Source organism: Lacinutrix sp., from assembly GCF_029238095.1.
In the GTDB taxonomy this organism is placed as follows: Bacteria; Bacteroidota; Bacteroidia; order Flavobacteriales; family Flavobacteriaceae; genus Lacinutrix.
Map to the genome: position 1 here is coordinate 291,577 of NZ_JAQWGS010000026.1, position 12,558 is coordinate 304,134.

Here is a 12,558-nt window from a genome sequence, read left to right on the forward strand (position 1 = left end):
CATTTTTAGGAAGCTTTTAAAATTTAAATTTTAAAATGAAAAAAACAGTATTAGTACTCGCTTTAATTATTTCAACAGTAGCATTTGCACAAAATGATAGCAAAGCAAAAAACCTTTTAAATGAAGTTTCTTCAAAAGTTAAAAGTTATGAAAACATCTCATTAGATTTTAAAAATGTTTTGGAAAATACTTCTGAAAACATGAGACAAGAAACACGAGGAGATGTTGTACTTTCGGGAGATAAGTATAGATTAAATTTTAATGGTTTTACAAGAATATTTGATGGAAAAAAGTTATACACAATAGTTCCAAGCGATAATGAAATAACTGTTTCTACAGAAGATGAAAACGAAGAAGGAGACATAACACCAAGTAAAATGCTTCTGTTTTATGAAACAGGCTTTGTTTATAAAATGGATATTGTTCAGAATATAAAAGGTAGAAAAATTCAATATTTAAAATTAACTCCTATAGACTCTAATGCAAGTTTTAAATATATTCTTCTTGGTATAGATGCAGAAACAAAACATATCTATAATCTTATACAAATTGGTAATAATGGAACAAAAACTACACTAACTGTTAATTCTTTTAAAACTAACGAACCTATCTCGAAAACCTTGTTTACATTTGACAAAAGTAAATATGAAGGTTATAATATTTATAACACAGATTTAGATTAGGTACACTTAGTGAAAATATTAGATAAATACATATTAACTTCTTATCTAAAAACTTTTATCAGCGTGTTTGTTATACTCATGCTGATTTTTGTATTACAGGCTATTTGGCTATATATTAAAGAATTAGCTGGTAAAGACTTAGATGTTTTAACCGTTTTAAAGTTTCTTTTCTACATTACACCTACATTAATACCCTTAATTTTACCACTTACAATATTACTATCTTCTATTATGGTTTTTGGTAATTTTGCCGAAAATTATGAGTTTGCTGCGATGAAATCTACTGGTATTTCCTTGCAACGTGCTATGTCCAGTCTTAGCGTTTTTATAGTAATACTAAGTATTATTACTTTCTTTTTTAGTAATAATATCATTCCAAGAGCAGAATACGAAAGTTATAACTTGAGAAAAAACATTGCAAAAGTTAAACCTGCCATGGCTATTGCTAAAGGACAATTTAACCAAATTGGTGATAATTTTAATATTAAAGTAGCCAATAAAACTGGTGATCGTGGACAATATTTAGAAGATGTTGTGATACATCAAGGACAAATTAAAAAACCTGGAAACCATAAAACTATTGTAGCAAAAACTGGTGAACTGGTTAGTGCTGAAGACTCTGATATTTTAAAACTTGTACTCTTTGATGGTTATTATTATGATGATACACCTCCAAAAAAACATGAAGACAAAATAAAGAACCCTTTTTTAAAAAGTGAATTTGCAAAATATACGATGAATATAGATTTATCGCAACTAAACACTGTAGATTTAGATGAAAAAAACACCGATAACAAATACACAATGCTTGCTATTGGAGATTTAAATTACACAACAGATTCTCTTATTATACAGCGTGAAATTGAATATGAAAAATTTGGAACAACACTCTATAATAGAACTAACATTGGTACTTTAAATCTTTCTGTAAACACAAAAAAAGACACTATCTATAATGGAACAATTATAGACCTTTTTAATACTAAACAAAAAGTACAACTTTTAGATTATGCTATAAATGCAGTATCTAGTACAGAACAAATTATAACTGCAAAAGAAACTAATTTAAAAGGTGGAACTATTTGGTTAAACAAACATATTATTGCGTTGCATGAAAAATTTGCTCTAGCAATAGCATGTATTATTTTATTTTTTGTTGGTGCTCCTTTAGGCGCCTTAATTAGAAAAGGAGGCTTAGGATTACCTATGGTAATTGCCATTGTACTCTTTTTAAGCTACCATTTTATTGGTATTTTTGCTAAAAACAGTGCTAAAGATGGTTCTTTTAATCCAGCTTTAGCAACATGGTTTTCTACACTAATCATGCTACCACTAAGTATCTATTTAACAACAAGAGCAACAAAAGACAGAGGTTTATTTGAAACAGATGGTTTATTAGAACCACTTAAAAAATTCTTCAAAATTAAAACAAAGAAAACAGAATTTAGCACAAGAGTGTTTAATGTAGATTCTAATGATTATAATATTCTTAACAAATTAGACGACAACAAGCTTATAGCGATTGTAAGAAATTATAGAAATTTTGACTACACAGTAGAACATAAAAACACAGCAATTTCTGTTTTAATATCTAGAGGCATTACAAGACAAGAGCTTAAAATGGCTGGCCATTTAAATAAAGATTTTCTTGAAGAAGCTAGTACGCTAAAAAACGATTATGTTGAAGATTCTAAACTTGCATTCATATTATATGGTATTGGAATGCTTTTTATAATTGTAGGAAGAGTACTAATTAATAATAAATTATCTGGTATTGGTAATATTGTTTTTATTATTGGTATTATTATTTTTTTAACATTCATATTTGCTTTAGCAAAATCGTTTTCAAAACACACAAACCTATATAAACACTTAGGAAAGAATAATAGCATATATGGGATTCTATTTTCTTTAATTGGCTTTCCGCTTTATTTTATCTTCTATTTTATTCAGAAAAAACAAATAAAAAAAGATTTAAACGCTGTAGAGTTTAATAATTCTAGCACTTCTGAAGCCGTTAAAAAACCTGAATCCACAGAAAAAACACTTAATAAAACATTAAATAAAAAAACAAAGTTGCTCTTTAAAGCTTCAATTGGAACTTTAATATTAGCTGCTATGCTCGTGGTTTTATATTTTATATTCGCAAATAACAAGTTGCCTGAATATGCTTTAGCTGCTATACAATTAAGTGTTGTTTCGTCAATAGTAAGTCTATTTTACTATGTAAATTACAATAACGAAAAAAAACAGGTTTTAAAATCTTTAGCTGCTTTTAAAAATACGTTTCAAAAAAACAATAGTACAACTAAAGACGCTACCTTTAATACAACAAAGCAAATTAATAACACATTAGTTAAACTCTCAATTGGAACTTTAATATTATCAGCAATTCTAGTGATACTTCATTTTGTTTTTGCTAATAACAACTTGGCTCAATATGCCTCAGCTTTATTACAATTGGGTTTAATTTCATTAATAGTTAGTATATTTTACTTTATAAAATATAAATTAAAATAAGAGTGCGCTTTTTAAATACTAAAACTATTCTGAAATATAAAAATCAAATCTTTATTCAATTAATAAATCATAATTAAGCAATATATTTGCATTATAAAAGTATTATAATGATTACTAAAACCAAACCAAAAGTGGCTTTTAAACTAAACACCATTCAAGAAGCGATTAACGATATTAAAGCAGGAAAAATTATTATTGTAGTTGATGATGAGGATAGAGAAAATGAAGGTGATTTTCTTGCTGCTGCTGAGTTGGTAACTCCAGAAATGATAAACTTTATGGCTACTCATGGAAGAGGATTAATTTGTGCGCCTTTAACCGAGGAACGCTGTAAGGATCTTGGTTTGCATATGATGGTAACCAATAATACAGATCCTATGGAAACTGCTTTTACAGTTTCAGTAGATTTAAAAGGACAAGGTGTAACAACAGGAATCTCTGCAAGTGATCGCGCTTTAACTATTAAATCTTTAATAAATAAAAGCACAAAACCATTCGATTTAGCTAGACCTGGTCATATTTTTCCATTAGTTGCCAAAGAAGGTGGTGTGTTACGCAGAACTGGCCATACAGAGGCTGCAATAGACTTCGCGCGTTTAGCAGGTTTAGATGCTGCTGGTGTAATTGTAGAAATAATGAATCAAGATGGTACAATGGCACGTTTACCACAACTAATAGAAGTCGCTAAAAAATTCGATTTAAAATTAGTTTCTATCGAAGATTTAGTGGCTTACAGAATGGATCACGATTCTCTAATTGATAAAAAGGAAGATTTTAATATAGAAACAAGGTTTGGGCGTTTTAGACTACGTGCATACCAACAAACTACAAACAATCAAGTCCATATAGCATTAACTAAAGGCGATTGGACAACAAATGAACCTGTATTAACTCGTGTAAACTCAACCTTAGTAAACAATGATATATTAGGTACGTTAACTAATAATGCAGATGAAAAATTAGACGATATGTTTCGTGTAATAAACCAAGAAGGCAAAGGTGCTCTATTATTCATTAACCAGCAATCACAATCGTTAAACCTTTTAAAACGATTAAGTCTTTTAAAGGAAGATCAGGTTGAAGGACAGGTAAAAAAGGCTCCAGCCATAAATATGGATGCTAAAGACTTTGGTATTGGCGCACAAATTTTACACGATTTAAACATACACAAACTAAAACTAATTTCTAATTCACAACAAACAAAACGAGTTGGTATTATTGGCTATGGTTTAGAGATTGTAGAGTATGTAAGTTATTAAATTGATGCTTTTATAGACTGAACCATTTTAAATGCTCTTGCTTTAACTTCTTCTGTTGTCCAAGATAGTTTAATAAGACATGAAATATTTCTTCCAATATAATGATCGCTTTGGGTAAAGGTTTTATCACTTAATATATTTAATGCATCTTTAATCTCTTGAGATATGGGAAATAAAGACTTCGCTTCTTTTAAGTGATCCCACTTTCTTACATAGTGCCAATTATTATCGTAATAATGCCAACAAGCATCAATACCATTTTCTTTAAAATTATCTATAGTTTTTCTAGCAGAATCAAGATTTGGTAAAAAGAAATTTAAAAACGCATAGCTTTCCTCTCCTCCATCAGGAACGGTTCTAAAGGTAACTTCTGGGATTTTAGATATAGCATCTCTTAAAACTGTATAGCTTTTTTTCTGAACAGCCAAGAACTCTGGTAATCGTTTTATCTGGGCTAAACCAACAGCTGCGTGCAATTCAGATATTCTAAAATTATAGCCTAAAAAAGGGTGAGATTCTGCTCCTCTATCGTTACCAAAATGATCATGACCATGATCGCTAAAACCATCTGCGTTTATATAGTAGTCTTTATTATTTGTAATTACAGCTCCTCCTTCTCCACAAGTTATGGTTTTTACAAAGTCAAAAGAAAAACAACCTAAGTCACCTATAGATCCTAAAGGTTTAGAATTATACCGTCCACCTATGGCTTGACAAGCGTCTTCAATTAATAATAAGTTATGTTTTGAACAAACAGCTTGTAATGCATTCATATTTGCCATACTTCCACACATTTGTACAGCCATTACTACTTTTGTTTTAGAAGTAATAGCATCTTCTACGGCTTTAGCATCTAACCCTAATGTATCATCAATATCAACCAATACAGGTATTGCTCCTAGCATTAGTATGGCTTCAAAACTAGCAACAAAAGTGAATGTTGGCATAATTACTTCATCTCCTGCACCTACTCCAGCACTGGCTAATGCTACAGATACAGCAGATGTTCCATTAGAAACCAACTGAACATAATTAGACTCTAAAGTGTTTTTTAGCTCCATCTCTAATGTTTTTGCTTTCCAATGACCATTTCGCATTCCCTCGAAACCATAACGCATTAAAACACCGTTATCTAAAACATCTTTTAATTCCTCTCTTTCTAAATCTCCAAAGCGTTCAAATCCTGGCATAAATTTATTTTAATTTAATTCAAAAATAGTTCAATTTCATTAATAAAAAAAGCCTCTCAAATCAAAGTTTAAAAGGCAATACTTTAATAAAACATAAAAACTAATTCTTTTGTATGATTGCATCAATAAATTCAAAATGTCTATCAGTCTCTCTTAAAAAAGTATATCCAGACAATTCACCCAAAACTTTACCTTTAGCATTTATTCCTACTAGGTTAGGGTAACTTCCTTTTTTATTATAGATGTTTACTACTTTCTTATTTTTAACACGTTGTTCTTTTGTAATAATATCCTGCCTTCTTGGCATATCTACCATAAGTAAAACAAAATTTTCTGATTTTTTCTCAAATGCTTCCGAATTAAAAAAATCTGATTTTAACATTTTACACGGAGGACACCAATCACTACCAGTAAAATAAATTAAAATTGGCTTATTTGAAGTAGCTGATTCTTCTTTAGCTTCTTCTAAATCAGTTAACCAATTAATATTTGAGTATTCGTCATCTTGTGAAAAAGATTGTACAGAAACACAAAGCAATATTAAAACTAATAGGTTTTTCATAATAAAAAATTAATACATTACAATTATATAAAATATGTAAATATAATCAATAATCAGACCAGTATATTATTTAAACCGTAATAACACTGTCAGTCAACTCCTTACGAACTTTATGCAATTGAGCCATATAATCATCAACTGCTCTATATCCAATAGGCAAAACTAAAACAGATTGTAAACCTTTTGATTTTAAATCTAAAATTTCATCATACATATTAGAATCAAAACCTTCCATTGGGCAGGCATCTATTCTCTCTATAGAACATACAGTTAACAAGTTACCTAGTGCTATATATGCTTGTTTTGTTGACCATTCATTAATTTCTTTTTTAGACTTATTCTCAAAATCAGCTATCAAAAAGTTTTTAAAAGGATCTAAAATCTCATCTGGTGTATTTCGAATAGCTTTAACCAATTCAAAATACTTATCAATATATATTTTATCAATTGTAGTTTCTATACAAAATACTAACACATGAGAAGCTTGAGCTACTTGTTTTTGACCCATAGAGTGTTTAACTAAACTATCTTGTAGTTCTTTATTCGATATAACCAATAATTTAATTGGTTGAAGACCATAAGAGGTTGCTGTTAAGTTAAAAGCCTCTATTAAAATATTTAATTTCTCTTTAGTTACCATTTTATCTTTGTCAAAAGATTTAGTAGCGTATCTCCAATTTAATGCTTTAATTATTTCCATAGTATTGCGTAATAAATTTTTTACAAAAATAGAATTACATTCGCAATAAAGAAGAACAAAGTCTTAAAGAAATTAAAAATACTATTTCTGAATTTGAAAACTACTCATGAATTAATTAACTCATGAGAAACTGGAATATTCAAAAGCAAGATTTCCAAATATCATAAATAATTATAACACAATTTTTGGAAGAAAAACTTTAAATATGATGAAGCTTCTTTTATTTGAGCGATTAGGTTTAGCTAAAAAAATATAACAACTTTAACATATAAAATTGATAGAAAAAACAATTCCTGAGGTAACAATTCTAAAACACGTTGCAAAAATTTATAAAAAACTAAAAACACAAATTGAAGTGCAAAAGTTGTTATTTATTTGGAAAACATGTCATCTTAATCAAAAAGAATTAATAATCACAAGACACATTAAATTTTTAGCAATCAATAAACAAACGAAAGCTATTCCAATTTTTAAATATTATTTTGAAAAAATCGCATTATTTATTTGAAAAGAACTAAAAAGGATACTATATTTGCAGCCGCATATAGGCAAATAGCTTGTAGATGCACTCTAGGAGAATTGGCAGAGTGGTCGAATGCGGCAGTCTTGAAAACTGTTGAGGGTCACACCTCCGGGGGTTCGAATCCCTCATTCTCCGCCAAGATTTATTCAAAATCGACGAAAGTCCTGTAAACTCAATGTTTATGGGACTTTTTATTTTACCCAAAACATCAAAATATGTATTAAAAACCATTCTGTTGGTGACCTATTAGGTGACCTTTTTATAACCTTAATTAGGTCACCTAATTGTTTATAACTGTTTATAAATCAGAACAATATATCAATTAAAAGACCTCGAAATTTTGTAAATTAATGTATAATTAAAGGTCACCAGAATGAACAAAACATTTGGATTATTATTCTACTTAAAAAAGAGTAAAGTAGATGCACAGGGCAAATGCCCTATTTACCTACGTATTACCATAGATGGTAAGCGTACAGAGATTAGCACAAAACGTACCATTGAGATTGAGAAATGGAGCGTTGAAGCCAATAAAGCTATTGGTAGAACAGAAGATATACGAGAACTAAATGCCTATTTAGATTCACTTACTACAAAAGTATATCAAAGCCAAAGAGACTTAATTCAAGATAACAAAGAGGTTACTACCGAAACCCTTAAAAACAAGTTTTTAGGAGTTGAGGAAAAACAAAGAACACTTATAACCATCTTTAAAAATCACAACAAACAAGTTGAAAAATTAGTAGGTAGAGAGTTTTCAGCCGGAACTTTAGAGCGTTATAAAACGGTATGTAAGCATCTACAAGAGTTTATGCAACTTCAATACAATGTAAGTGATATACCTGTAAACAGAATTGACCACAAGTATATCACAGATTTTGAGTTCTATTTAAAAACGGTTAGAAACTGCGGACATAACAGTACAATCAAGTATATCAAGAATTTTAAAAAGATTGTACGTATAGCAATAGCAAACGATTGGATTAAAAAAGACCCATTTCTTAATTATAAAGTACGTTTAAAAGAAGTAGAACGCCAATTCCTTTCAGAAGAAGAAATACAAACAATGCTCGAAAAAGAGTTACACACCAATAGATTAGAGCAAGTAAGAGACATTTTTATATTCTGCTGTTTTACTGGTTTAGCATACAGCGACGTTAAGAAGCTCTCAAAAGACAATTTGGTATTTGGTATTGATGGAGATAAGTGGATAAAGACAAAGCGTACTAAAACAGATACACGCAGTAACATTCCACTACTTCCAACCGCTTTAGAAATTATAAAGAAATATGAGAATCATCCAGAGGCAGTTACAAAAGATGTTTTACTTCCTGTATTGAGCAATCAAAAGTCTAATGCCTATTTAAAAGAGATAGCAGACTTGTGTGGTATCAATAAAAACTTAACCACCCATTTAGCTCGTCATACGTTTGCAACTACTGTAACATTGTCTAACGGTGTGCCAATGGAATCAGTAAGCAAAATGTTAGGGCATAAATCACTTAAAACGACACAGCACTATGCTAAAATATTGGATAGAAAAGTAAGCGATGATATGGCAATTTTGAAACAAAAGTTTGCTGATAAAAATACTCGACCAAACACCAATAAGATAGCCCAATAACAATTTAATCTAAAAATAGAGATTTATACCTGAAACTGCCTGTAATACAGGTGGTTTCTTGTTAAAAAGTTCACCTATTTCGTTAATAACTGTCAATAACTTTTCATTTATAAAAGGTGATTTTGGCGTATATTGTATGTTAGAAATCAGGTAGTTAATACCTATTAATATTTTTTATATAGAATGACATTTGAAGTAATTACAAAGGATGATTTAAAGACTCTAAAACAGGAAATCATAACAGAACTTAAGACAATTTTAGGAAGCCAAACAGAGCAAAAAAAGTGGTTAAAATCAGCGGACGTACGTGAGCTATTAAATATCTCACCAGGTACGTTGCAAAATTTACGAATCAATGGTACACTACCCTTTACCAAAATGGGTAAAACAATGTACTATGAGTATGACGATGTAGTTAGAATTTTAACCCAAAACAAGAGTGCTTAATGAGATTATACATACCAGAGAATTTAGACATAGACCAAATTGTTTATGATTACCCACCTAATTTTAAAAAGTACAAACACAAAAGAGATAAGCTATTATATGTTATTCATTTAATAAATGCGCTTACACTCTACAACAAAGATTTAATGTATGATGACTTTGTATCTATAAGTGCAAAAATCTTACAGGACAAAATCTCTAATTATAAAGAGTACTTAAACTATCTTATCAACGTTGCGAAAATTATAGAAACAGATAATCAATATTTTGTTGGCTCAAAATCAAAAGGGTTTAGACTTACTGAAGAATACAGATGCGAAGTAGCTATTCATTCTATTAGCGACCAAACATTTCACAGGAAATTAAAAGTTGAACGTAACAATAGAGCAGTTTCAGTAAACCATCTAAACTACCTAACAAAATGGTTTGATGAAAAATTAGAAATTGATATTGATTACGTCAATAATTTTTTAGCCGAAGAATATGCGTTGAAGAAAGACAACAAATCTTTGTGGCAATCCAAAAAGTTTAATAACTATGGTAAGGTCGAAGTCAAATATAAAAGACCTATTGACCAATTAAATCACGCAAAAATTAGCGTAGAAAAAATAAGCCGTAAAGATTATTATTTGTTGCACGATGATAATGTATATCGCTTCCATTCCAATCTTACTAATATGCGAAGCGTTATCAGAAATGCAGTAACGTATGATGGCCAAAAATTAATTTCGATAGATATTAAAAATAGCCAACCTTATTTAAGCACTATATTGTTGAGTCGCTCGTTCTGGATTGAGCAAAAAAATGAGCCAAATACACAAAAAGAGTTATCAATCAGATTCGACGACCCCAAAAACCGACCTTTTTATTCTTTTAATAGTATAAATGATAATAATTATAAGGTTGATGGTAAGATTGATGATAGATTGAGTATATCTCACATAAAGGTACACGATACTGATTCTTACATTATGTTAGGAGATATTGATAAAACCCTTATGAATAATGAGTTTAGTCAGTATACAAATCTTGTGGTGAGTGGGACACTTTATGAGTTTTTAGAACAACAATTTAGTCTACGTTTAGGTGAAACATTCTCAAACCGTAAGGAAGTAAAAACAGCAGTATTTCAAGTGCTATTTACAGATAATAGGTTTTTGGGGCAAGAGGATGCAAAACCAAAGAAGATGTTTAAGGAGATGTTCCCATACGTGTATGAGGTGTTTAGACAGATTAAGAGTAAAGATAAATCATTACTTCCAAGATTGTTGCAGAGCATTGAGAGTTACTTAATGATAAATGTTATAGCAAAACGCATATCAATAGAATATCCAGATGCACCAATATTTACAATACACGATAGTATTTCTACCACAGCAGAATATGTAGATATTGTTGAGGCTATAATGACAGAGGAATTAACCAAAGCGATAGGACACACACCTAAATTAGAGCCAGAGGTATGGTGTAAAAGCAATATGGTAAAGCATCTTGAAACTTTAAAGGAGAAAGCAAAGGTTGTCGCTTAAATAAAATAATTGCACAACCATTGCATCATTAAATTTTTATCTTTGTAATTGTGAAATTTGTAACAATCATATTATCCTTAATAGTACTATTGCTTTCAGCAAAGCCTTGTTCTGATGGTCAAAATATAGAAGACCAGCAGCATCAAGACGAGATAAGTACAAATCATAATCATCAAGAAGATAGCGACGATTCTTGTCCTGTAACTTGTATTTGTAATTGTTGCGGTATGACAATTACTTACGAACCCATCAAGACATTTGATTTAAAACTTAATATTGAAATCTCGACGGAGTTAATTTCTACATATCAACCTATTTACGGGTTTAATTTCCTTTCCAATATTTGGCATCCGCCACAAGTAATCAGCTAAAACAAATCGATTTTAAATCAATTATTTAGTTAATTACAAATACAATTCAATGAATAAATACCTATTGAGCATAAAGCTCATATTAATACTTTGCCTATCGTTACAGGCACAAACATCAGACATACAAATAAAAGTTCTAACAGAAGCTGAAAACGAGCCTTTATTTGGTGCTACGGTTTACTTTGAAGCATTAGAAAAAGGAGCAGTAACCGATTTTGATGGTATTGCAACTTTTACAGAAATACCAGATGGTCAGCATCAAATAATAATTTCCTTTTTAGGCTTTGAAGCATTTGAGACAACAATTCAAATTCCAAGCAATACAGCGTTAGTCTTTAAATTAAAAGAAGGTGGCAATCAATTAGATGATGTAGTATTGCAATCTTCAAGAAGTACGAGAACCGTTAGAAAAATACCGACACGTATAGAGTTTATAGGTGCAGAGGAATTAGGAGAAAAAGCAATAATGAATCCTACTAATATTTCTATGGTGCTTCGTGAAAGCACAGGAATACAAATGCAACAAACATCATTAAGTAGTGGGAGTACCAATATTCGTATTCAAGGTTTAGATGGTAGGTACACACAACTTTTAAGAGATGGGTTTCCCTTATATGGTGGTTTCTCAAGTGGGTTAAGTATTTTACAAATCCCACCTTTAGACTTACAACAATTTGAGATAATCAAAGGAAGTTCATCAACGCTATACGGTGGAGGTGCGATAGCAGGATTGGTAAATATGGTATCTAAAACACCAGATGAAGAACCTGCATTAGATATTATGCTAACTCAAACCCAAGCGTTAGGAAGTACAGCCAATGTATTTTATAGTAAAAGAAATGAAAAATTCGGTGTATCACTTTATGGTTCTGGTCATTATCAAAAAGCATACGACCCAGAAGATGATGGCTTTAGCAATCTACCAAAAACAACATCAATTTCATTTAATCCTAAATTGTTTTATTACCCATCAGAGAAAACAACACTTTGGTTTGGATTAAACGGAACGTATGATGATAGAATTGGTGGAGATATGACAAAAATTGAAAGTGGTGCGGATGGTATTCATCAATATACAAGATTACGTTCGTAAATTAGGTGTCATACAAAACTCAATTTATGGTGTAGATATACAACCCAAAGTGTTGTT

At 30.3% G+C, this 12,558-nt stretch carries 12 protein-coding genes and 1 tRNA gene; 10 read left to right on the forward strand and 3 right to left on the reverse strand.

What is annotated here, in order from left to right; genetic code table 11:
- Positions 1-35: 35 nt before the first annotated feature.
- The 3 genes from P8H50_RS09380 to ribB all read left to right on the forward strand — a co-directional run bounded on the left by P8H50_RS09380 (position 36) and on the right by ribB (position 4,462).
- Positions 36-683 (forward strand): outer membrane lipoprotein carrier protein LolA, encoded by a 648-nt coding sequence (locus P8H50_RS09380; protein ID WP_300208207.1) that lies wholly within the window; start codon positions 36-38, stop codon positions 681-683.
- A gap of 9 nt (positions 684-692) precedes the next feature.
- Complete coding sequence (locus P8H50_RS09385; RefSeq protein WP_300208210.1) at positions 693-3,203, forward strand: LptF/LptG family permease; 2,511 nt, start codon at positions 693-695, stop codon at positions 3,201-3,203.
- A gap of 107 nt (positions 3,204-3,310) precedes the next feature.
- On the forward strand, positions 3,311-4,462 hold the full coding sequence (gene ribB, locus P8H50_RS09390; protein WP_300208213.1) for a 3,4-dihydroxy-2-butanone-4-phosphate synthase: 1,152 nt from the start codon (positions 3,311-3,313) through the stop codon (positions 4,460-4,462).
- On the opposite strand, the gene P8H50_RS09395 is transcribed toward ribB, so the two are convergent.
- The 3 genes from P8H50_RS09395 to P8H50_RS09405 all read right to left on the reverse strand — a co-directional run bounded on the left by P8H50_RS09395 (position 4,459) and on the right by P8H50_RS09405 (position 6,914).
- The gene (locus P8H50_RS09395) at positions 4,459-5,652 is read right to left on the reverse strand and encodes a DegT/DnrJ/EryC1/StrS family aminotransferase (RefSeq protein ID WP_300208215.1); all 1,194 of its coding nucleotides are present in this window, start codon (positions 5,650-5,652) and stop codon (positions 4,459-4,461) included. The two genes, ribB and P8H50_RS09395, sit on opposite strands and share 4 nt — an antisense overlap.
- Before the next feature lie 100 nt (positions 5,653-5,752).
- Positions 5,753-6,214, reverse strand: coding sequence for a thioredoxin family protein (locus tag P8H50_RS09400; protein WP_300208217.1), 462 nt, complete (start codon positions 6,212-6,214; stop codon positions 5,753-5,755).
- Positions 6,215-6,284: 70 nt separating this feature from the next.
- Complete coding sequence (locus P8H50_RS09405; RefSeq protein ID WP_300208219.1) at positions 6,285-6,914, reverse strand: NAD(P)H-dependent oxidoreductase; 630 nt, start codon at positions 6,912-6,914, stop codon at positions 6,285-6,287.
- A 274-nt stretch (positions 6,915-7,188) separates the two neighbouring features.
- Between P8H50_RS09405 and P8H50_RS09410 the strand changes: the two genes are divergently transcribed.
- The 7 genes from P8H50_RS09410 to P8H50_RS09440 all read left to right on the forward strand — a co-directional run bounded on the left by P8H50_RS09410 (position 7,189) and on the right by P8H50_RS09440 (position 12,501).
- Entirely contained in the window at positions 7,189-7,422 is a 234-nt protein-coding gene (locus P8H50_RS09410) for a hypothetical protein (RefSeq protein WP_300208221.1), read from the forward strand.
- Positions 7,423-7,487: 65 nt separating this feature from the next.
- A tRNA-Ser gene (locus P8H50_RS09415) sits at positions 7,488-7,575 on the forward strand.
- A 235-nt stretch (positions 7,576-7,810) separates the two neighbouring features.
- The gene (locus P8H50_RS09420) at positions 7,811-9,061 is read left to right on the forward strand and encodes a site-specific integrase (protein WP_300208224.1); all 1,251 of its coding nucleotides are present in this window, start codon (positions 7,811-7,813) and stop codon (positions 9,059-9,061) included.
- 183 nt (positions 9,062-9,244) lie between these two features.
- On the forward strand, positions 9,245-9,508 hold the full coding sequence (locus P8H50_RS09425) for a helix-turn-helix domain-containing protein (RefSeq protein ID WP_035325026.1): 264 nt from the start codon (positions 9,245-9,247) through the stop codon (positions 9,506-9,508).
- Complete coding sequence (locus P8H50_RS09430) at positions 9,508-11,037, forward strand: hypothetical protein (protein WP_300208228.1); 1,530 nt, start codon at positions 9,508-9,510, stop codon at positions 11,035-11,037. Before P8H50_RS09425 ends, P8H50_RS09430 begins: the two co-directional genes overlap by 1 nt.
- Before the next feature lie 50 nt (positions 11,038-11,087).
- Positions 11,088-11,408, forward strand: a complete 321-nt coding sequence (locus P8H50_RS09435; RefSeq protein ID WP_300208231.1) for a DUF6660 family protein — start codon at positions 11,088-11,090, stop codon at positions 11,406-11,408.
- A 49-nt stretch (positions 11,409-11,457) separates the two neighbouring features.
- Positions 11,458-12,501 (forward strand): TonB-dependent receptor, encoded by a 1,044-nt coding sequence (locus tag P8H50_RS09440; RefSeq protein ID WP_300208234.1) that lies wholly within the window; start codon positions 11,458-11,460, stop codon positions 12,499-12,501.
- The last annotated feature ends 57 nt before the right edge of the window (positions 12,502-12,558 follow it).